21 protein-coding genes are annotated in these 21,031 nt (G+C 69.4%); 18 read left to right on the top strand and 3 right to left on the bottom strand.

The window, feature by feature from the left end; all coding sequences use genetic code 11:
• Window positions 1–8 precede the first annotated feature (8 nt).
• Genes Pmi06nite_RS17425 through Pmi06nite_RS17385 form a run of 9 tightly spaced genes read left to right on the top strand, consistent with a single transcriptional unit; the run spans window position 9 to window position 8,627 of the window.
• The gene (locus Pmi06nite_RS17425) at window positions 9–950 is read left to right on the top strand and encodes an ABC transporter permease (protein ID WP_203954064.1); all 942 of its coding nucleotides are present in this window, start codon (window positions 9–11) and stop codon (window positions 948–950) included.
• Complete coding sequence (locus Pmi06nite_RS17420; RefSeq protein ID WP_203954063.1) at window positions 947–1,813, top strand: ABC transporter permease; 867 nt, start codon at window positions 947–949, stop codon at window positions 1,811–1,813. Before Pmi06nite_RS17425 ends, Pmi06nite_RS17420 begins: the two co-directional genes overlap by 4 nt.
• Entirely contained in the window at window positions 1,810–2,841 is a 1,032-nt protein-coding gene (locus Pmi06nite_RS17415) for an ABC transporter ATP-binding protein (RefSeq protein WP_203954062.1), read from the top strand. The genes Pmi06nite_RS17420 and Pmi06nite_RS17415 overlap by 4 nt, the downstream gene beginning before the upstream one ends.
• Window positions 2,841–3,908, top strand: a complete 1,068-nt coding sequence (locus Pmi06nite_RS17410; RefSeq protein WP_203954061.1) for an ATP-binding cassette domain-containing protein — start codon at window positions 2,841–2,843, stop codon at window positions 3,906–3,908. The genes Pmi06nite_RS17415 and Pmi06nite_RS17410 overlap by 1 nt, the downstream gene beginning before the upstream one ends.
• Complete coding sequence (locus Pmi06nite_RS17405) at window positions 3,905–4,852, top strand: glycosylasparaginase (RefSeq protein WP_203954060.1); 948 nt, start codon at window positions 3,905–3,907, stop codon at window positions 4,850–4,852. The genes Pmi06nite_RS17410 and Pmi06nite_RS17405 overlap by 4 nt, the downstream gene beginning before the upstream one ends.
• Entirely contained in the window at window positions 4,849–5,673 is an 825-nt protein-coding gene (locus Pmi06nite_RS17400; protein ID WP_203954059.1) for a M55 family metallopeptidase, read from the top strand. Before Pmi06nite_RS17405 ends, Pmi06nite_RS17400 begins: the two co-directional genes overlap by 4 nt.
• Window positions 5,670–6,932, top strand: a complete 1,263-nt coding sequence (locus Pmi06nite_RS17395) for a methylaspartate ammonia-lyase (RefSeq protein ID WP_203954058.1) — start codon at window positions 5,670–5,672, stop codon at window positions 6,930–6,932. Before Pmi06nite_RS17400 ends, Pmi06nite_RS17395 begins: the two co-directional genes overlap by 4 nt.
• Window positions 6,929–8,128 (top strand): CaiB/BaiF CoA transferase family protein, encoded by a 1,200-nt coding sequence (locus tag Pmi06nite_RS17390; RefSeq protein ID WP_203954057.1) that lies wholly within the window; start codon window positions 6,929–6,931, stop codon window positions 8,126–8,128. The genes Pmi06nite_RS17395 and Pmi06nite_RS17390 overlap by 4 nt, the downstream gene beginning before the upstream one ends.
• 1 nt (window position 8,129) lies before the next feature.
• Window positions 8,130–8,627, top strand: coding sequence for a MaoC family dehydratase (locus tag Pmi06nite_RS17385; protein WP_203954056.1), 498 nt, complete (start codon window positions 8,130–8,132; stop codon window positions 8,625–8,627).
• Between the two features lie 71 nt (window positions 8,628–8,698).
• Here the strand turns inward: Pmi06nite_RS17385 and Pmi06nite_RS17380 are convergent, their stop codons facing one another.
• Window positions 8,699–9,259 carry an Lrp/AsnC family transcriptional regulator gene (locus Pmi06nite_RS17380; RefSeq protein WP_203954055.1) on the bottom strand — a complete coding sequence of 187 codons (561 nt, stop codon included), beginning with the start codon at window positions 9,257–9,259 and terminating at the stop codon, window positions 8,699–8,701.
• Window positions 9,260–9,557: 298 nt separating this feature from the next.
• Between Pmi06nite_RS17380 and Pmi06nite_RS17375 the strand changes: the two genes are divergently transcribed.
• The 8 genes from Pmi06nite_RS17375 to Pmi06nite_RS17340 all read left to right on the top strand — a co-directional run bounded on the left by Pmi06nite_RS17375 (window position 9,558) and on the right by Pmi06nite_RS17340 (window position 17,505).
• Window positions 9,558–10,271, top strand: coding sequence for a creatininase family protein (locus tag Pmi06nite_RS17375; RefSeq protein ID WP_203954054.1), 714 nt, complete (start codon window positions 9,558–9,560; stop codon window positions 10,269–10,271).
• Window positions 10,268–10,966 (top strand): SDR family NAD(P)-dependent oxidoreductase, encoded by a 699-nt coding sequence (locus Pmi06nite_RS17370; RefSeq protein ID WP_203954053.1) that lies wholly within the window; start codon window positions 10,268–10,270, stop codon window positions 10,964–10,966. The genes Pmi06nite_RS17375 and Pmi06nite_RS17370 overlap by 4 nt, the downstream gene beginning before the upstream one ends.
• A complete protein-coding gene (locus tag Pmi06nite_RS17365; protein ID WP_203954052.1) occupies window positions 10,944–12,335 on the top strand; it encodes a dipeptidase in 1,392 nt (463 codons plus the stop codon). The genes Pmi06nite_RS17370 and Pmi06nite_RS17365 overlap by 23 nt, the downstream gene beginning before the upstream one ends.
• Complete coding sequence (locus Pmi06nite_RS17360) at window positions 12,332–13,525, top strand: dipeptidase (RefSeq protein WP_203954051.1); 1,194 nt, start codon at window positions 12,332–12,334, stop codon at window positions 13,523–13,525. The genes Pmi06nite_RS17365 and Pmi06nite_RS17360 overlap by 4 nt, the downstream gene beginning before the upstream one ends.
• Window positions 13,526–13,665: 140 nt before the next feature.
• On the top strand, window positions 13,666–15,381 hold the full coding sequence (locus Pmi06nite_RS17355) for a DUF885 domain-containing protein (protein ID WP_203954050.1): 1,716 nt from the start codon (window positions 13,666–13,668) through the stop codon (window positions 15,379–15,381).
• Window positions 15,382–15,442: 61 nt separating this feature from the next.
• Window positions 15,443–16,294 (top strand): alpha/beta fold hydrolase, encoded by an 852-nt coding sequence (locus Pmi06nite_RS17350; protein ID WP_239113976.1) that lies wholly within the window; start codon window positions 15,443–15,445, stop codon window positions 16,292–16,294.
• Window positions 16,291–17,217, top strand: a complete 927-nt coding sequence (locus Pmi06nite_RS17345; RefSeq protein WP_203954049.1) for a succinylglutamate desuccinylase/aspartoacylase family protein — start codon at window positions 16,291–16,293, stop codon at window positions 17,215–17,217. The genes Pmi06nite_RS17350 and Pmi06nite_RS17345 overlap by 4 nt, the downstream gene beginning before the upstream one ends.
• Before the next feature lie 48 nt (window positions 17,218–17,265).
• Window positions 17,266–17,505, top strand: a complete 240-nt coding sequence (locus Pmi06nite_RS17340; RefSeq protein ID WP_275409579.1) for an EF-hand domain-containing protein — start codon at window positions 17,266–17,268, stop codon at window positions 17,503–17,505.
• Window positions 17,506–17,532: 27 nt separating this feature from the next.
• Here the strand turns inward: Pmi06nite_RS17340 and Pmi06nite_RS17335 are convergent, their stop codons facing one another.
• Both Pmi06nite_RS17335 and Pmi06nite_RS17330 read right to left on the bottom strand, forming a co-directional pair.
• Window positions 17,533–18,384 carry a helix-turn-helix domain-containing protein gene (locus tag Pmi06nite_RS17335; RefSeq protein WP_203954047.1) on the bottom strand — a complete coding sequence of 284 codons (852 nt, stop codon included), beginning with the start codon at window positions 18,382–18,384 and terminating at the stop codon, window positions 17,533–17,535.
• Window positions 18,385–18,490: 106 nt separating this feature from the next.
• The gene (locus Pmi06nite_RS17330; protein ID WP_203954046.1) at window positions 18,491–19,294 is read right to left on the bottom strand and encodes an aminoglycoside 3'-phosphotransferase; all 804 of its coding nucleotides are present in this window, start codon (window positions 19,292–19,294) and stop codon (window positions 18,491–18,493) included.
• Window positions 19,295–19,470: 176 nt separating this feature from the next.
• Here Pmi06nite_RS17330 and Pmi06nite_RS17325 point away from each other — a divergent pair, with 176 nt between their 5' ends.
• Window positions 19,471–21,006, top strand: a complete 1,536-nt coding sequence (locus tag Pmi06nite_RS17325) for a Na+/H+ antiporter (RefSeq protein WP_203954045.1) — start codon at window positions 19,471–19,473, stop codon at window positions 21,004–21,006.
• Window positions 21,007–21,031 lie beyond the last annotated feature (25 nt).

Raw genomic sequence — 21,031 nt, 5'->3', positions numbered from 1 at the left:
CAGAGTCGATGAAGTACCTGGTCTTTATCCTCAAACGGCTGGTGTCCCTGATCCCCGTCCTCCTGGGGATCTCGTTCATCGTGTTCTTCCTGATCCGCCTGATACCAGGGGATCCGGCGACCACGTTGCTCGGTTCGCACGCCACCCCGGACGCGGTCCGGGAACTCCGCACCCAGCTGGGGCTCACCAAGCCGTTGTGGAGCCAGTATCTGACGTTCCTCGGCCACCTGCTGCAGGGCAACCTCGGCTACTCCTACGTGTACGACAGTCCGGTCGGCGGCCTGATCCAGACGAGCCTGCCGGTGACGATCTGGCTGCTGATCTCCGGAACCGTCTTCACGCTCCTGATCGCCGTGCCGCTCGCCGTACTGGCGGCGGCACGGCGCAACGGGATCGCCGACAACATCATCCGGGCGGTGCCGGTCGTGGGGCTGGGACTGCCGGCGTTCTGGCTCGGCATCATGTTGATCCTGGTCTTCGGGCTGAAACTGGGGTGGTTCCCGGTCGCGGGGTACGGTGACACGCTGCCGGAGCACCTGCGCGGCATGGTCCTGCCGGGCTTCACGATCGCCCTGACCCTCTCGCCGATCCTGATCCGCAGCCTGCGGGCCAGCATGATCGACGTGCTGAGCAGCGACTACATCGTGACGGCCCACGCCAAGGGGATCAGCACCTCACGGGTGGTCCTCGGCCACGCCCTGCGCAACGCCGCCGTCTCGTCGGTCACCGTGCTCGGCGTGAACATCGCCTACCTCACCGGATCGACGCTCGTCGTCGAACGTGTCTTCTCGCTGCCCGGCATCGGCCAGCAGATGATCAATTCCATTCTCGGAAGGGATTTCCCCACCGTGCAGGGAATCACCCTGATCTTCGCGATCATGGTCGTGGTCGTGAACCTGTTGACCGACGTGACGCACGCCGCCCTCGATCCCCGGGTCAAGCTCGCATGAGCGCGGCAACCAGCGTCGGTCCCGTCCTGCCGGCGGTCTCCGGTACCCGCGGTCGCAGACGCGGGCGATGGAACGCCCCCCTTGTGGCCGGACTGGTCCTGTTCGCGCTCATCGTCCTGTGCGCGCTCTGCGCACCGCTGCTGACGAGCTACGACCCGATCCAGCAGAGCCTCAAAGACGCGTTCCTGCCACCCGGTTCGCCGCATCACCTGCTGGGCACCGACGCCCTCGGACGCGATGTGCTCTCCAGGCTGCTCTACGGCGCGCGCGTCGACCTCCGGGTCGGCGTGCTGGCGGTCATCTCGCCGTTCGTGATCGGCAGCCTGATCGGCCTGATCTCGGGCTGGTTCGGCGGCTGGGTCGACGCCGTCATCGGCCGCATCGTCGACATGGTGATCGCGTTCCCCTTCCTGGTGCTGGTCATCGCGCTGGTGTTCGCGATGGGCCCCGGCACGACCAGCATCTACACGGCGATCACGCTTGTCGGCTGGGTGGCGTACTGCCGCATCGTGCGCGGCCAGGTGCTCGTCGCCAAGGAGCAGGAATACGCGATGGCGGCCAGGGCGAGCGGCCTGCCGACGTGGCGGATCCTGCTGCGGCACTTGCTGCCCAACGTCATCCTGCAGGCGTTCGTCTTCTCGATGAGCGACATCGTGCTCACGCTGCTGGCGATCGTGACCCTGGGCTTCCTCGGTCTCGGAGTGCCGCCGCCCACCCCCGACTGGGGAACGATGATCCAGGAAGGTCAGCAGTTCATCTTGACCAAGTGGTACATGTCCACGATCCCCGGCCTGGCGGTCGTCCTCACCGGCCTGGCGCTGGCGCTGATCGCGGACGGCATCGTGGAGAAGGCGAACAAATGACCGCGCCATTGCTAGAGGTCCGCGACCTGCACGTGGACATCCCGCTGTCGCACGGACGGCTGCACGCGGTCCGCGGGGTGTCGCTCTCGGTCGGCGTGGCCGAGTCGGTCGGGCTGGTCGGCGAGTCGGGCTCGGGCAAGAGCCTGACCCTCCGCGCGCTGCTCGGCCTGCTGCCTCGTCCGGCCAGGATCGTCTCCGGGACCGTGCTCATCGACGGCGAGGACGTCACCGGACTGCCGGCCAAGCAGTTGCACCGCCGGCTGACCGACACGATGGGCATGGTCTTCCAGGACGCCCTGACCGCGTTGAATCCCGTCATGCGCGTCGGCGACCAGATCGCCGAGGCGCCGCTGCGCAAGCTGGGCAAGTCGCGCAGCGAGGCGAAGGCGATCGCGATCGACCTCATGACGGAGGTCGGCATCCCCGACCCCGAGCGCCGCTACCGCCTGTACCCCCACGAACTGTCCGGCGGGATGCGCCAGCGCATCTGCATCGCGATCGCGCTGTCCACCAAGCCGCGGCTGATCCTGGCCGACGAGCCGACCACCGCGCTCGACGTGACGATCCAGGCGCAGGTCCTCGGCGTGCTGCGCCGGCTCAAGCAGGAGGAGAACGTCGGGCTCCTGCTGGTCAGCCATGATCTCGCCGTGGTCAGCCAGACCTGTTCGCGGCTCTATGTGATGTACGCCGGCAAGGTCGTGGAGTCGGGCACCCTGCTCGACCTGGTCACCGCGCCCAAGCATCCGTACACGTTCTCGCTGCTGCGTTCTGTGCCCGATCCGGATCACCGCGTCGCCCGGCTGCTGACGATCCACGGGCAACCGCCCGACCTCAGCGAGGCCATCGGCGGATGTTCCTTCGCCCCCCGGTGCCCGTTCGCCGAAGAAGCCTGCCACCAGCGGGAACCGGTGCTGGCACCGGTCGGATCGGCAGCGGGCGCCGTGATCCGTGAGAGCGCCTGCCTGCGCGTCGACACCGCGGAGCGCTGGACCGAGATGGTCTCTGAAGAAACGGTGAGTCAGCAGTAATGGCGGGAAACGAGATCCTCTCAGTCGAAGGCCTGGCCAGGCACTTCACCCCTCCTGTGGCGGTCACCGACCGGATCTTCGGAAAGAAGCCGGTGGTGAACCGCGCCGTCGACGGCGTGGACCTGGTCCTGCACAAGGGGGAGACGCTCGGCCTGGTCGGCGAGTCCGGCTGCGGAAAGTCCACTCTCGCGCGCTCCATCGTCGGCCTCTACCGGCCCACCGCGGGTGAGATCCGCTATGACGGCGAACTCGTGCAGGCGAAGCGGACCCGTGCCCAGCAGCGCGCCATACAGATGGTGTTCCAGGACCCGTTCAGCTCGCTGAACCCCCGGATGACCGTCGAGCAGACGCTGTCGGAGTTGCTCCGGTTCCACAAACTGGTCCCGCGCAACAAGGTGGGGGAGCGCAACCGGGAACTGATGCACCTGGTCGGCCTGCCCGAGCGGGCCCTGACGCAACGGCCGCGCCAGTTCTCCGGCGGGCAGCGGCAGCGCGTGGGCATCGCCCGAGCGCTGGCGCTGGAGCCGACGGTGCTGATCGCCGACGAACCGGTGTCGGCACTCGACGTCTCGGTGCAGGCCAACATCATCAACCTGCTCACCGATCTCAAGGAGACGCTCGACCTGTCGGTCATCTTCGTCTCGCACAACATGGCGGTCGTACGGCAGATCAGCGATCGGACCGCGGTGATGTACCGGGGTCGCATCGTCGAGACCGGTGAGACGACGACTCTGTTCGACGACCCCGTTCATCCGTACACCAAACTGCTCATCGGCTCGGTTCCGAGGCTCGCTGGTGCAGGCGATCCGATCGATCCGGTCGAACCGGACGTGATCGCGGCCGCCGATGAGTCCGCCGTCGCGGAGACCGGGCAGAGCCCCCTCCTCGACGAGGTCGTCCGGTCGGCGGCACGCGAAGGAACCAGTCCGTGCCGATACGCCGACCGTTGTCCCGCCGTCGTCGCCGCGTGCGCCGACGAGCCTTCCCTGATCATCGATCCACGTGACGGCAGCCGGTCGGCCGCCTGCGTGCACGTACCAGAACGAGCTGAAGGAGTAGTCGCGTGAGTGGCCCCATCGTCATCGGCAGTGAGCGTAGCGAGGCGGGACTCCCCGCGGCGATGGAGATCCTCGCCCGCGGGGGTTCCGCGCTGGACGCCGTCGAGGCCGGGTTACGGCGGTGCGAGGACAACCTGGACGACCACTACGTCGGGACCGGCGGGCTGCCGAACGCCCAGGGCGTGGTGGAACTCGACGCGTCGCTGATGGTCGGTTCGAGCAGGGCCTTCGGCGCGGTGGGCGCGGTGAAGGGATTCCCCAATCCCATCTCGATCGCGCGGGCCGTCCTGGAACGGCTGCCGCAGCACAGTCTGCTCGTCGGCCCGGGCGCCGAGTTGTTCGCCGAGGAGAACGGTTTCGAGCGGGCGGAACTGCTGACGGAGGAGTCCAGGAAACTGTTCCTGGCGGCTCTTGAGCCGTCGGCAGAGTCGGTCGAAGGGGAGCGCACCGCGGCGCAGGCCGGTGACGAGCTGTACAGGAAGACCGCACTGGACCTGGTCAACCACTTCGCCCCGCACGACGGGCCCTGGGGCACCATCAACATCCTGGCCCTGGACTCCTCGGGTGAACTCGTCGTCGGCGTGTCCACCAGCGGCTATCCCTGGAAGTACCCGGGAAGAGTGGGGGACTCGGCCATCCCGGGCGCGGGCAACTACGCCGACCTGCGCTATGGAGGCGCCGCCTGCACCGGCCGCGGGGAGCTGAGCATGCGCGCCCTCGGAGCGCGCGGCATCGTCGCGGACCTGGCGCGCGGGCTCGATCCCTCCGCGGCCTGTCTGGCGATGCTGGCCGACGCGGCGACCCTGCCGGACGAATTCCGTGCCGAGTTGCGCTGTCTCGCGCTCACCCCGGACGGGCGGCACGGCGCGGCGGCGGGTCAGACCGGTTCGGTGTACGCGGTGATGACCGCGACCTCCACCGAACCCGAGTTCCACCCGAGGAGTGTGCTGTGAAGGTCTACATCTCCTCCGACATGGAGGGCACCGCCGGGGTCGTCGACTGGGACCAGTGCGTCATCGGCGGGTCGCAGTACCCCTACTACACCGAGTTGCTGACCGGTGAGATCAACGCCGCCATCGAAGGCGCGATGCAGGCCGGTGCCACCGAGTTCCTCGTCAACGACGCGCATTCGAAGATGGCCAACCTGAAACCGGACGCGCTCGCCGGGCGGGCCGGTTATCTGTCCGGCCGGTACAAGCCGATGTACATGATGCAGGGGCTCGACGCGAGCTTCGACGCGATCTTCCTGGTGTCCTATCACGGGTCGATGGGCAGCAGAGGCTCGGTCCTGTCGCACACCTACTTCCCGACGGCGTTCGCCGAGGTCACCGTCAACGGCGTCGTCGCGGGCGAGGCGGGCATCAACGCGCTCGTGGCCGCGGCGTACCAGGTGCCGATCGTGCTGGTCACCGGCGACGCGACGACCGCCGAGGAGACCGAGCGGTTCTGCCCGGGGATCAGGGCGGCGGTGGTGAAGAGGTCCGTCTCCCGCTTCTCCGCCGAGGCGTTGCACCCTGCGGCGGCCAGGGACCTGATCCGCGATCAGGCGCGGTCGGCCATCGAGGGCCTGCCCGCCGCGGCGCAGACGGCCGTCAGCCTTCCCGCCACCTTGGGCATCTCCTTCCGCAGCAGCGACTACTGCGAACTGGCGGCCAGGATCGCCGGGGTCGAGCGGACCGGCGACCTCTCGGCGACGATCACCGGCGAGGATCCGCTGTGGATCTACCAGACGTTCATCACCGTCGTGCTGCTGTGCCGGGGCCTCGTCGAATGAAGATCGTCGAAGTTCTCACCGAACCGGTCCGCACCGGATTCTTCGCGGACGACCAGGCGGCGATCAGGGCCGGCGCGGAGCACGACGGCTTCACCTACGCGGGGAGTCCCGTCACTCCCGGCTTCTCGGCGATCCGGCAGGCCGGCGAGGCGCTGTCGGTCATGCTGCTGCTCGAGGACGGCTCGGTCGCCCATGGGGACTGCGCCGCCGTGCAGTACAGCGGCGCCGGGGGCCGTGATCCGGTCTTCAGCGCGGCGGCGGCCCGCCGGGACATCGAGGAACACCTCACACCGCTGCTGGCCGGTGCGGAACTCGGCTCGTTCCGCGAACTCGCCGCGCGGGTGGACGCCGGCCGATCCGCCACCGGCCCGCTGCACACGGCCGTGCGGTACGGCGTGACCCAGGCGGTGCTCGACGCGGTCGCGCAGAGCCGGCGGCTCACCATCGCCGAGGTCGTCCGGGACGAATACGCGACCGGCGTGGACCTCCGGCCGGTGCCGATGTTCGCGCAGACCGGCGACGACCGGTACGGCAACGCGGAGAAGATGATCCTCAAGCAGGTGGACGTCCTCCCGCACGGCCTGATCAACAACGTCGACACCAAGCTGGGACGCCAGGGCGAACTGCTGGAGGAGTACCTGCGGTGGCTGGTCGAAAGGATCAGCCGGCTGCGACCCGTCAGCGGATATCTGCCGAGGCTGCATTTCGACACCTACGGGACGGTGGGCCTGGCGTTCGGCGGTGACGTCGACGCGGTCGCCCGTTACCTCGCCCGCCTCGGAGACATCGCCGCGCCGCACGAACTGGTCATCGAGCACCCGATCGACGCGGGCGACCGGCAGTCCCAGATCGAGACGTACGTGCGCCTCCGGGCGGCCCTGAACCGGATCGGCTCGCCCGTCAAGATCGTCGTCGACGAGTGGTGCAACACCCTTGAGGACATCGAGATGTTCGTCGATCAGGGCGCGGCGGACGTGATCCACGTCAAGACGCCGGATCTCGGCGGTATCAACAACACCATCGAGGCGCTGCTGCTGGTCCGTGATCGGGGTCTCGTGGCGTACTGCGGCGGGACCTGCAACGAGACCGACCGTTCGGCGCAGATCAGCGCCCAGGTCGCCATGGCCTGCGGCGCCGGCCAGGTGCTGGCCAAACCAGGTATGGGCGTAGATGAGGGATTGATGATCGTGGGGAATGAGATGGCGCGGGTCACGGCGATCGCGGCGGCCCGTCGCGCCGGGCAGCCGGTGCTGCCATGATGCCGCTGTCCGACGTCCGGATCATCGCGATAGAGCAGTACGGCGCCGGGCCGTTCGGCAGCGTGCACCTGGCGGATCTCGGCGCCGAAGTCATCAAGATCGAGGATCCGTCGTCCGGCGGCGACGTCGGCCGGTACGTGGTGCCGGAACAGCACGGCGAGGACAGCCTGTTCTTCGAGACGTTCAACCGCAACAAGCGAAGCCTCGGCCTCGACATCTCCACCCCGCAGGGCCGTGCCGTGTTCGAGGACCTGGTCAAGGTCAGCGACGTGGTGCACTCGAACCTGCGCGGGGACGTCCCGGCCAAACTGAGGATCCGCTACGACGACCTCAAGCATCTCAACCCCGCGATCGTGTGCAGTTCGCTCAGCGGTTTCGGGATGACCGGACCTCGCAGCGCGGAACCCGGCTACGACTACGTGCTGCAGGGGATGGCCGGCTGGATGGACCTCACCGGTGAACCCGACGGGCCGCCCACGAAGTCCGGGCTGTCGCTGGTCGACTACGCCGGCGGACTGGTGGCGGCAGGCTCGATCCTGGCCGCGCTGCATGCCGCGCGACGCGACGGGATCGGCGCGGACTGCGACATCAGCCTGTTCGACACGGCCATCTCGATGCTGACGTATCCGGCCGCCTGGCAGCTCAACGGTGATTTCGAGCCCAAGCGGACCCATCATTCGGCTCACCCGTCGCTCGTCCCGTTCCAGGCCTTCCCCACCGGCGACGGCTGGCTGGTGGTCGCCTGCCCGAAGGAGAAGTTCTTCCGCAGGCTCGCGCAGGCGGTCGGGCGCCCGGAGTGGCTGAGCGATCCGCGGTATGAGAACTTCGCCGCCCGCAGGGAGAACGCCGAGACCCTCTTGGGCGAGTTGGAGGCGGTGTTCGCCTCCGGGACCAGCGAGCACTGGCTGGGCGTGCTGCGGGAGGCGGGGGTGCCCTGCGGGCCGGTGAACTCCGTGGCCGAGGCCCTGCGAGACCCGCACACGATCGCCCGGGGGATGGTGGTCGAGACCGAGCATCCGTATTTCGGGACCGTGCGGCAGGTGGCGAGCCCGCTGAGGGTGGGACAGGGGGAGCGCACGCACCGGCGAGGTCCCCGGCGCGACGAGGACGCCGACTACGTCTTCACCGAGGTGCTCGGTTACGACGCCGACCGCGTCGAGCGGCTTCGCGCGGCTCCGTCAGAACAGGAGCGGTGACATGACCGTACGCACCGGATGGCAGGGCCGCTACTTCGAGGACTTCGAGGTCGGCGACGTGTACCAGCATGGCCTGGGGCGCACGGTCACGCAGGCGGACAACGTCTGGTTCACCCTGCTCACCCAGAACACCGCTCGAGTGCACTTCGACGCGCATTACGCCGCGCAGACCGAGTTCGGCCGGCCACTCGTGAACTCGGCCTTCACCATCGCGCTCGTGACCGGGCAGTCCGTCAACGACGTCTCCTACAACGTGATGGCGAACCTGGGCTGGGACGAGGTGCGACTGCCGAACCCCTTGTTCGAGGGCGACACGGTCTACTCGTCGTCCGAGGTGCTCGCGCTCCGGGAGTCGCGCTCCAGACCGGAGGTCGGCATCGTCACCGTGCGGACCACGGGCACCAACCAGGAGGGGACGGTCGTCATCACCTTCAACCGGACGGTGATGGTCTACCGGCGAGGCTTCGGACCCGCGCATGGACCGATGACCGGCGGATGACCGCCGGCCGCGACGGCCCGGCCCGGCCTTCCGGCCGTGACGGGCCGGCCCGGCCGGACCTTCCGGCCGGGTCAGCCGGGTGGGCCCGACAACAACTCGGCCACCAGGTTCTTCGGCGCGATCTCCACGAGGCTCAGCATCGTCTCGGTCCGCTGCACGCCTTCGATCTGCCAGATGTGATCCATCAGCAGTTGCCGCAGGTGCAGGTGATCACGTACCCGGAGCCGGGCGAGCATGTCGATGGCGCCCGTGACGATGTCGAGCCCCTCCAGTTCCGGGATGAGGGCGAGCTTCGCGACGAGTTCCCTCTGCTGGTAGCCCTGGACGGCCGTGATCGTCAGGTACACCGTCATCGGGAAGCCCGCGGCGCTCCAGTCCAGGCGGACGCCGTATCCGCGGATCACGCCGAGGCGTTCCAGACGCGCGATGCGTTCGCCGACCGCGGGGGCGGACATCCCGAGCTCACGGGCCAGCGCCCGCTGGGAGCGCCGGGAGTCCTTGCTCAGCAGCACGAGTATCTGCCGGTCCACGTCGTCGAGCGGGACCGGCGGCGACTGCACGGGCACGTCGGTCAGATCGCGCAGCGGAGCTGTCGAGGCATTGGGTGCGGCGACGCGGCGTCGAGGGGGCATGGCGGGAAGGCTACCTGGCCGCAAGTGCTCAAAGCGTACTTCCTACCGAAGTCGCCCGTATGGGGAACGCCACAACGCGGAACGCCCTCCTGTCGCCGTCGTGGAGGACGGTCGCCGCATGGTGGTGGTTGAGGGGGCGGATGCACCCAAGGGGTGCGGACTGGTAATTAAGTGACGAATGGTTAGTATTGGCTCGGATCGCCTTACAGATGACCATCCTGAACGTCGACTTGGGTTTCACTTCGCGAACCGTTCATCCGGACGGCGCGTGAACCGGCAGAACGGAGCGTGAAGACCAGTGCGGGTCTTCGACAGCAACTGGATGCAGATCGCCGACTACCTTCAGCACGACGATCGCATCGTGCTTCCCGTCGGCTCGACCGAGCAGCACGGGTACCTCTCGCTCGGGACGGACGCGCTCCTGGCCGAGCGGGTGTCGGTGGAGGCGGCGGAGCCGCTCGGCGTGCCGGTCCTGCCGGTCCTGCCGTTCGGCATGGCGCCGTACTTCACGGAGTATCCGGGCAGCATGAGCCTGCGGATCAGCACCTACATCGAGGTGATGCGCGACCTGCTGGACTGCCTGGCCTCCCAGGGGTTCCGGCGGATCGCGGTGGTCAACGGCCACGGGGGCAACGCGCCAGTCGCCGGCCTCATCCGCGAATGGATCAGCCTGCCGCGGGAGCACCGCGTGCAGGTCGTGTTCCACAGCTGGTACAACGCGCCGAAGACGGCTGAGGCCGCCACCCGGTTCGACGAGGACCAGTACCACGGTTCCTGGCTGGAGAACTTCGCCTGGACGAGGGTCGCCGGAGCCGAGATCCCCACCGGCGGCGCGCCGGTGCTGCCGAGGTCGGTGGCGAACAACGCGACCGCGCAGGAGATGAAGGCGCTCTCGCCCGACGGAAGCCTGGGCGGGGCTTATCAGCGCAGCGACGAGGACATGCAGATCGTCTGGGACGCCGGTGTGGCCGAGGTCCGCGAACTGCTCGAGAAGGGATGGCTCGACCAGTGACAACAGGCAACGGCAGGATCGCCGTCGTCACCGGCACGGCGCACGGGATCGGGTCGGCCATCGCGGCCGCGCTCGAAGCGGACGGGGCCCGGGTGCACGGCGTCGACAAGGACACGGTGGACGTGACCGATTCGTCCGCGGTCCGCGCCTACTTCGCCGAGATCGGTGACGTCGACATCCTGGTCAACAACGCGGGCGGGGTCGTCGGCCAGGTTCACCACCCGATCGAGGAGATCACCGACGAGGACTGGTCCGCCGTGGTCGCGGCCAACCTGACCAGCACCTTTCTGTGCACCAGGGCGGTGGCGCCGGGAATGAAGCGGCGGGGCTTCGGCCGGATCGTCAACATCTCGTCCGGCGCGGGCCGCAGCGTCAGCCTGACCGGCATCCAGGCGTACGCCAGCTCGAAGGCCGGCCAGATCGGCTTCACCCGCCAGATGGCGCACGAGCTGGGCCCGTTCGGCATCACGGTCAACTGCATCGCGCCGGGATTCGTCCTGTCCAACCCCACCACCATCAAGCAGTGGGAGAGCTACGGCGAGCAGGGACAGGCCGCGCTCGTCGAAGGCATCGCGGTGCGCAAGCTCGGGGCGCCGGAGGACATCGCGCACGGTGTCCGGTTCTTCGTCTCCGAGTCCTCGTCCTGGATCACCGGCCAGACCCTCTCGATTGATGGCGGACATGCTCTCTTTTAACCCGACCGACGCCGAATACCTCGAAGAACTCGCCGGCTACGTCGCGGTGCCCAGCGTGAGCCGGGACGCGACGGAGGAGACCATGCGGGCCGCCGCGGAGTGGCTCGCGGCCCAGCTGTCCTTCGCGGACGGCCGCGTCGTCGCGACGGCGGGTCACCCGGTGGTGCGGGGCGACTGGCTCGGCGCGCCGGGCGCCCCCACGATCCTGGTCTACGGCCACTACGACGTGCAGCCGACCGGCGACCTCGCCGAGTGGCGTACCCCTCCGTTCGAGCTCACCGTCGACGGCGACGTGATCCGCGGACGCGGAGTCACCGACGACAAGGGCCCGGTGTTCATCGTGCTCAAGGTGGCGCAGGCGTTCCTCGAGCAGGAGGGGGCGCTGCCGCTGAACATCAAGTTCCTCTTCGAGGGAGAGGAGGAGATCGGCAGCCCCCACCTTCCCGCCTATCTGCGGGAGCACGCGGACGAGCTCGCGGCCGACCTGGTGATCTCCGCCGACGGAGCCATGTGGCGCCCGAGCGAACCGTCCCTGTCGATCGCCTCCAAGGGCCTGGTCACCCTGGACATCGAGGTCACCGGCGCGGACGGCGACCTGCACTCCGGGCGGTTCGGCGGCACGGTCGCCAACCCCGTGCACGCCCTGAGCGAGATCCTGGCCGGGCTGCACACCCCCGAAGGACGGGTCGCGGTCGACGGCTTCTACGACGGGATACCCGAGCTGAGCGACGAGCGCCGTGCCGCCATCGCGGCGGTGCCCTTCGACGAGGACCGCTACCGGGAGGACCTCGGCCTGGACAACGTCTTCGGCGAGGCCGGCTACAGCACGCTGGAACGGCTGTGGGAGCGTCCCACCCTCGAGATCAACGGGATCAGGGCCGGCGGCAAGTACACGGTCATCCCGCACATCGCGACCGGCCACATCTCCTGCCGGCTGGTACCGGGACAACGCCCGGAGCGGGTGCTGCAGGCGATCACCGACCACGTGCTCGCGCACAAGCTCACCGGCGTCCGCGTCGCGGTCCACGCCGACGAGGGCGGGGTGCCCGCGTACACGATCCCGGCCGACCACCCGGCGATCCGGGCCGCGGGCGCGGCGCTCGAGCACGTCTACCCCGGCCAGGACGTCCTGCTGGCGGTCATCGCCGGGACCCTGCCCGCCACGGCGCTGTTCGAGGAGGTGCTGGGCGCCAAGACGCTCTTCTTCTCCTTCTCAACGGCGGACGAGAACCTGCACGCGCCGAACGAGTTCATGCGCGTCTCCCGGCTGCGCGAGGGCATGCGCGCCTGGGAACACCTGTGGCGGCTGCTCGCCGACGGACCCCACCGGCTGGCTCCGGTGGTCCGGCACGACGGGCCCGCGCGATGACCGGGGAGCCGTACCGGTCCTACGGTTATCTCACCCCGGGCGTCGACCTCCCCGTCTTCGACCTGGCCCCGGAGTTCGGCCGCGTTCCGCCGTACGCCGACGGGCTCGGCGCGGAGGACCGGTCGCGGGCGGAGCGGCTGCTGCGCGACACCATCGTGATCAGCCTGCACGACCATCCGGTGCGGTTCCCCGCCGACATGCGTCAGACCCCGGAGTACAACCGCACCGGCCGCCAGCACACGGCGTTCGCCGGGCTCGCCGCCTCCGGCATGACCGTGGTGTTCGACAACATGATGGACGGCACCGCCTGCGTCACCGGCAACGCGCCGTGGCGGTGGCTGGACATCATCACCGATCTGGGCATGCGGCAGGCCGACATCGCCCATCAGGACGACGTCATCGTGGTCAGGACCCTGGCCGACATCGACCACGCCCACCGGACAGGCAAGGTGGGACTGGTGTTCGGCCTGGAGGCGGCCACACCGATCGAGAACGAGATCGACCGGCTCGACGTCCTCTACGGTCTCGGTCTCCGCCAGATCGGCATCGCGTACTCCGACGCCAACGCGCTCGGCAGCGGCCTGAACGAGACCACCGACGGCGGGCTGACCGACTTCGGCAGGCGGGCGGTCGCCCGGATGAACCGGCTCGGCCTCGCGATCGACATCTCGCACTCCTCCGACCGCACCGGCCTCGACACGTGCGCGGTCAGCGAGCGGCCCGTCTTCATGACGCACGCCGGAGCGCGCGCGGTGTGGGACACGCCGCGGATGAAGCCGGACGACGTCCTGCGCGCCGTGGCCGAGACCGGCGGAGTGATCGGCATGTCCGCGGCTCCGCACACGACGCTGTCCCACGCCCATCCGCGGCACAGCATCCTGTCGGTGATGGACCACTTCCGGTACTGCCTGGATCTGGTCGGCATCGAGCACGTCGCGTTCGGGCCCGACACCCTGTACGGCGACCACGTCGGTCTCCACACCGTCTTCGGGCACCTGCTCAAAGTGGGGGCCGCGGCCCCCGGGGGTCCCTCGTTCGAAAAGGTGGAGTACGTGGACGGCCTGGAGAACCCGACCGAGAACTTCGCCAACATCTGCGGCCTGCTGGTGCGTGAGGGCTTCTCCGACAGCGAGATCACCGCGGTGCTGGGCGGCAACATCCTCAGAGCGCTCAAGCAGATCTGGGCCTAGCCCGGATCCGCTCCGCGGGCGAGTCGCCCGTGGCACCCCCAGGCGTACGCGCCGCCTCCCGTCTCGGCCGCGCGACGCCGGATCAGCCATCCCGTCGACAGGGAAGTCGATAGGGAAATCGACAGGAAAGAGGACCAGCGGTGGCCGACAAAGAGGTCGCAGCCGAGCCGAACGCCCAGCTCTCGCAGCTGAGTGCGGAGTTCTTCCAGATCAAGCACACGGCCGACCCGTTCAGCGCGACGCTGCTCGGCGTCTCCGGCTTCGACGGCCTGGTGCCCGACGTCAGCCGCGCCGGATCGAGCGCCGACGCCGCGAAGTTCGCCGACCTCGAACGGCGGTTGGAGGAGATCGATCCCGAGACCCTGAACCCCGCCGACCGGGTCAACCACGCGGTGCTCGGCCGCCTCTCCTGGGCCGCGCGGTCGGACCTCGAACACGCCCTGTGGGAGACGGGAGCGTCGGCGGACGGGTACTCCGCGCCCCAGGGGATGATGTTCATGGCGGTCCCCGAGGCGCCGCTGAAAGACGCCGAGGCCACCGAGCAGTACATCCAGCGGCTGTCCGCCCTGCCGCCTTTCCTCGACGCGGTACTCGACCGTTACCGGGAGGCCAAGGCGGACGGCCGGATCCCCACCCGTGTCGGCGTCGGCCAGGCCATCGACCAGCTCACCGGCCACCTCGCGCTGAGCCTGACCGACGACACCCTGCTCAGCCCCCGGCTGCCGGCCGGCGTGGACGAAGACCGGATCAGGGCCCGCGCGGCCGAGATCGTCGACGGGTCCGTCCGTCCCGCGCTGCGCCGGCTGCTCGACGGCCTGCGGGACGAACTGCTGCCGGTCGCCCGGCCCGACGACCGGGTCGGCGTCCGGTTCGTCCCCGGTGGCGAGGAGGGCTACCGCGCCGCGGTGCGGCGGCACACCACCACCGACCTGACCCCGGAGGAGATCCACCAGATCGGCCTGGACTGCCTCGCGGACCTGCGCCCGGAATGGTCCGAGCTGGGCGGCCGGGTGCTCGGCACCGGTGACGTGCGGGAGGTCATGGCGCGGTTGCGGGAGGACCGGTCGCTTCGGTTCGGCGACGCCGGTCAGATCGTCGAGACCGTCACCGACGCGCTGCGGCGCGCGGAGGAGGCCCGCGGCGACTGGTTCCCCGCCTACGACATCGCCGACTGCGTCATCGAGGAGATCAACCCGATCGAGGCGGGCAACGCGGCGCTGGCGTACTACCGGCCGCCCGCCGGTGACGGATCCCGGCCCGGAGCCCACTGCGTGCTCACGGCCGACCCGCAGGAGCGCTTCGTCTACGAGTACGAGGCGCTGGCCTTCCACGAGAGCACGCCCGGGCACCACCTGCAGATCGCCTCGGCGCAGACGCTGACCGAGCTTCCGGAGTACCGGCGCTTCCTGGACGCCGAGGTGTGCGGCTACGTCGAGGGCTGGGGCCTGTACAGCGAGCGGCTGGCCGATGAGATGGGGCTGTACACCTCGGACCTGTCCCGGCTGGGGATGCTCTCGTTCGACGCGCTGCGGGCCTGCCGGTTGGTCGTCGACACCGGCATGCATCATCTGGGCTGGTCACGGCAGCAGGCCATGCAGTTCATGTGGGACAACACCGCGACCACCCAGGCCAACGTGCGCAACGAGATCGACCGCTACATCGCGTGGCCCGGCCAGGCGCTCGCCTACATGATCGGCCGGCGGGAGATCCGCCGCCTGCGCGGCGTGGCGCAGGACCGGCTCGGATCCCGGTTCGACGTCCGCGCCTTCCACGGGACGGTGCTCGGCAACGGCGCGGTCCCGCTCGGGGTGCTCGAACAGATCGTCACCGACTGGATCGACGCCGTCCCCGCCTGACCCTGCTCTTTCAGACTTCCGTCCCCTGCTTCTCCGGACTTCCCTTCAGCTAGGAGTGCACGTGTTCGTCGAGATCAATGGAGCGCAGCTCAACGTCGAGGTCCTCGGCCGGGAGGGCGCGCCCGTGCTGATCGCCCACCACGGCGGTGGCGGCATCGGCTCGCTGGCCGAGCCGAAGTCGACGTTCGGCCCGCTCGCCGACATCTTCCGCGTGGTGGTGTTCGACGCCCGCGGCTGCGGCCTGAGCGAGGCCGTGCCGCCTTACTCCCACGCGCAGTGGGCCGCGGACGTCGACGCCCTGCGCGAGTGGGCCGGCGCCGAGAAGATCGTGATCGCGGGCGGCTCCTACGGCGGTTTCATCGCCATGGAGTACGCCATCGCCTACCCCGATCGGGTGAGCGCGATGATCCTCAGAGACACCTCGCCGGACCGCACCAACCTCGAGGTCGCCACCGAGAACGCCCGCAAGCAGACCCGGGTGGAACTCAACTGGGAGAACTACGAGCGGTACTGGAGCGGCAACATCCGCGACGACGAGGATCTGAAGGCCTGCTGGGCCGAGCTGATCCCGCTGTACGACTTCGAGTACGACCCGGTGGCCGCCGCGGCGCGGGTGGAGGCCGGCATCTACCGTCATGAGGCGCACAACTGGTGCTTCCAGCACAACGCCCCGATCTACGACGTCAAGCCCCAGCTTCCGTCCGTCACCTGCCCCACCCTGGTCACGGTGGGCCGTACGGACTGGGTGACCCCGGTGTCGTCGGCGGAGACGATCGCCTCGCTCATCCCGAACTCGAAGCTGGTCGTCTTCGAGAAGTCCGGCCACTCACCGCAGATCGAGGAGGCCGAACTGTTCCAGCAGACGATGCGCGACTTCCTCGCGGAGGCGTTGCCGGGGACGGCGACCCGATGATCACGCGGCGGACGCTGAGCATCCCCGAACTCGGTCCTGACGGTCTCGACATCCCGTACTTCGACATCCGAGGCCGCGGGGACGGGCCCCTGCTCACGGTCCTCTCCGGCGTGCACGGAGCCGAGTACGCCTCGATCGCGGCCGTCCGTGAGTTCGTACGGGATCTCGATGTGGACACCGTCTCCGGGCGGATCATCGCCGTTCCGGTGGCCAACGTGCCGGCGTTCTGGGCCAGGACGCCGTTCGTCGTCCCGGCCGACGGCAAGAACCTGAACCGGCACTTCCCCGGTGACCCCGACGGGACGTTCACCGAGGTGCTCGCCCACCATCTGTTCACCTCGTTCATGGCCGGCGCCGACTACGTGGTCGACCTGCACGCCGGTGACGTGCCCGAGGCGCTCGAGCCGTTCACGATCTTCGAGGAGTCTCCGGTCGAGTCGGCGTCGCTCGATCTCGCCGTGGCCTACGGCGCCGGGCACATCGTCCGCCAGGCCGCTGTGGCACGGACGGTGGCCGGCAGCAGTTGCGCGGCCGCTGCGGACGCCGGCATCCCGGCGATCATCGCCGAGTCCGGTCAGAACGGCCTGCTCGACCGCGCCGCGATCGACAGGCACGTGGCGGGGCTGGGCAACATCGCCAGGTCCGTCGGCGTGCTCGACGGTGATCCGTGGCCCGCGCGTGAGGCCCAGCGGCATGAGGGCTGGCACTGGCTGCGCACCGACCGGGCCGGCTGGTGGCAGCCCGCTGTGACGACGGGGGAGTCGGTGCCGGCCGGTGGACTGCTCGGAACCATGAGCGACGTCTGGGGCGAGGTGTTCGCCGAGGTGCGGGCGCCCGAGGCGGGTACGCCGCTGTTCCTTACGACCAGCCCGGCCGTGTCCGCGGACGGCCTGTTGCTCGGTCTCGCACGCTCGGGCTCCTGAAACGGGTGTTGTCCCACAAGTTCAGTTCATGTCTGGTTTCATGCTGTCCTGAGATCAACGGCATCATCAGGAGGACGAAATATGGCCGACGACGAGATCACCCGGACGTTCGCCGAGTTCGACGGCGACGAGGACGGATACATCACCGCGGCGGAGTTCAAGCTCGCCATGAACGCCCGCCGCGAGGAGGTCAGCGGCGACGACCTCGACTCCATCTTCAAGCACACCGACGATGACGAGGACGGGCGCATCAACCTGGCGGAGTTCGCGGAGGCGTGGAACGCCTGACGGCACTGCCCCGCCCACCCGCACGGCTCAACCGTCGGCGGGCAGGCGGGGCGTCCGCGTCATAGGGCGGTCATCGATGAGCGTGCGCAGCTTGGCCAGGGCGCGCTCGGACGGGCTGCCGGGCGCGGCCTGGCCGACGATGAGTTTCTGACCGGGATCGCCCGTGATGTCGAACACCTGGTAGTGCAGGGTCATCTCACCGACCACACGATGACGGAAGCGGATGGACGGGCTGGTCTTGGCCTGGACGTCGTGGCGAGCCCATATCCGGCGGAATTCCTCGCTCGCGCGCGAGAGTTCTTCGACCAACGCGACCAGGGACGGGTCGTCGTGTGCGCCCGCCACCGCGCGCAGGTGGGCCACCTTGGCCCGGGCCTCCTGCTCCCAGTCGCGGTAGAACTCGCGTGCCGCGGGGTTGAGGAACGTCAGCCGTATCAGGTTGTCGCTGCCGTCCATCCCCGCGTAGAAGGCGGACGTCAGCGGATTGGCGGCCAGCACGTCCCACCAGCGATTCACCACGAACGCGGCCGCGTGGTCACACCGATCGATGAGCCGCAACACGTCCGGGTTGACGCGATCCGCCTGTTCGGAGGCTATGGGCTTGTTCCGGGGCCGTGCGAGCTCGAACAGGTGCGCGCTGGCTTCGAGATCGAGTCGCAGGACGCTCGCGAGGGCGTCGAGCACGTGCTCGGACGGGTGGCGGTCCCTGCCCTGTTCCAGCCTGACGTAATAGTCGGTGCTGACGCCGGCCAGCATGGCCACCTCGTCGCGACGGAGGCCCGGCGTCCTGCGGCGATCACCGGCCTCCGCCAGCCCAACCTGATCAGGGGTCATGAGTTGGCGCCGGGCGCGGAGGAACTCACCAAGAGCGGTCCTCATACCGGAAAGGTTAGAAACCTTCGCATCAAATCGGGGCAAAAAAGTAGTACACGCTCGTTCAGGCCCTTGGTCGAGGCGGAGAAGCCGCCCGTTCCGGAAGAGTCGGTCAGGCCATGTCCCAGAGCAGGCGGTAGTAGGCGATGCGGTCCCGGTCCGGGGCGATCCCGTACGCGTCGTAGACGATGCCGTCGTATCCCGGGCCGTAGTTCCACTCCGTGCTCCACGCCGCGACCGCGAGGTCGGCCCACCGGTCGGCAACCCCGAGCGAACCGAGGTCGACGTGCGCGGCGAACGTCCCGTCGTCGTTCAGCAGGGTGTTGGGGGCGCACGCGTCCCCGTGGCAGACGACGAGGCGGTCGACGGCGGGCGGTTCGCCGATGCGCGCCCGGGCCTCCGCGAGATCGAGGTGCCGGTGCCGGTCGGCGGGTCCCTCGCCGCCGGCGATGCGTTCGTCGGCGCGTGCGAGCCGTCGGGCGACGCTCCAGTCGAACGGGCACCGGTCCACGGGCAGGGCGTCGTGGAGCAGGCGCAGCCCTCGGCCGATCGCGGCCGCGGCGGCCGCCGGGTCGGCGGTCCAGTGAGGATCCACCGCCGAGCGGCCGGGCACCGCCGCCGTGACCAGCCACGTCCCGTCGGCGTCCGCGCCCTGCTCGATGATTCGCGGGACGGTCGCCCATCGTCGTGCCCAGGCCAGACGCTCGGCCTCGCCGGGGAGGTCGATCTCCGGGGTGCCCGCGGCGATCCACTTGACGTACCGGGTGCCGTCACGCCCGCCGCCGAGGCGGAACGTCAGGCCGCCGAGTTCGTTGCGCCACACCGGAGTGACGGTGTCGCCTCGGGCGAGCGCCGAGACGGCGCCGGGGACGGGCACGGGACCGGTCGGGATCTCGGAGATGACGGGACGGCTCATGAGGACGGGACCGGCCGATGAACAGACGGCCGCCGAACGAACGTGATCGAAGCCACCGACTCAGACTGCCACAAGTCCGTCGGACGTGCGGCTTTGCCTGATTCCTGTACCTTGGTGCCAGGTGCGCCGGGAAGTCTGGTCGGCAACGAGGCTTCCAAGGAGATTCGGTGCATGGCGTGCAGATCGTGCTTTTCCTGGTCGCGGCGGCCACTGTCGTGGCCACGTTCGCCGATCGCATCAGCGTGCCGGCCCCGTCATTGCTCGTCGTCGCGGGCGTGGTCGTCGGGCTTCTCCCCATCGCCGAGCAGGTTCACGTCACGCCGGAGATCGTGAGCCTGGTCGTGCTGCCTCCGCTGCTGTACGCGGCGGGGGAGGAGCTCTCCTGGCGCGAACTCAAACGGCTGTGGCGGCCGGTCACCCTGCTCGCCGTCGGGCTCGTTCTGGTCTCCGCCGCCGCGGTGGGGTTCGTCACCACGATGCTGACGCCCCTGTCGCCGGCACTGGGATTCGTGCTGGGGGCGGTGCTGGCGAGCACCGACCCGGTCGCCGTCACCGCGCTGGGCCGCAGACTCGCGCTGCCACCCCGCCTGCAGACCCTTGTTCAAGCGGAAAGCCTGTTCAACGACGCCACCAGCCTCATCCTGTTCCGGATCGCCGTCGCGGCCGCGGTGGCCGGCGGCGCGGTGGGCTGGACCGGCGTCACCCTCGACTTCGCCCGGCTGGCCGGCGGCGGCGTGCTGGTCGGGGGAGTGGTCGCCGTCGGCGTCTCGTGGGTGCGGCGCCGCACCGAGGACCCGGTCCTGGAGAGCGTGATCGCCCTCGTCGTCCCCTACCTGGCCTACGTGCTGGCCGAGGCCGTTCGCGCCTCAGGGGTGACCGCCGTGATCGTGGCGGCCGTGATCCTCGGCATCAGGCAGCACGAGCTGACCAACCCCGGCATCCGGCTCCAGCTGACCGCCGTGTACGGAACGTTGATCTTCCTGTTGGAGAGCGTCGTCTTCAGCCTCATCGGTCTCCAGTTGCCCGGCCAGATCCGCGAGCTCTCGGCGGCCGAGCGATCCTGGGTTCCCGCCGTCCTCGCGATCGCGCTCACGCTGGTCGTCGTCCGGGTGGCCTGGATGTTCCCCCTGTCGGCGCTCCGGCAATGGCGCACAGGAGGACGCCTCCGCCCGTCCTGGCAGGTGCCGGCGGTCGTCTCCTGGGCGGGTGCCCGCGGCGTGGTGCCGCTCGCCGCCGCCCTGTCCATCCCGCTGACCACCGCCTCCGGACTGCCCCTGCCTCATCGCAGTCTGCTCATGGTCCTGGCGACCGGCGTCATCGTCGTGTCCCTGGTCGCGCAGGGGTTCACCCTCGCACCGCTGGTCAGGCTCTCGGGCCTCGCGGTCAGCCCCGGCCACTCCCGCGCCGAGTACGTCAGGGCCCGGCGGCGGCTCACCGAGATCGCAGCCGGTTACATCGAACAACTCGAGGACCTCGAGGCCGCCTCTCCGGCTGTGCTGGCACACGTCCGGCGGTCCGTTCAGACCCAGATGGATCTCGACCAGGAGTCCGAGGACCTGACCGGCGCCTACAGCCAGATACGCCGCGACGTGCTCGCCGTGCAGAGCGACGCGCTGTCTCGCATGTACGCCGCAGGCGAGGTCGGGCAGGAGACGCACCGCCGCCTCCAGCGCCACCTCGACCGGCAGGACCAGCGCTTCACCGACGAGTGAGGACGCTCCTCCCGGCGCGGACTCG

The organism is Planotetraspora mira (assembly GCF_016863275.1).
Classification (GTDB): domain Bacteria; phylum Actinomycetota; class Actinomycetes; order Streptosporangiales; family Streptosporangiaceae; genus Planotetraspora; species Planotetraspora mira.
This window is presented reverse-complemented; position numbering and strand designations above follow the sequence as displayed.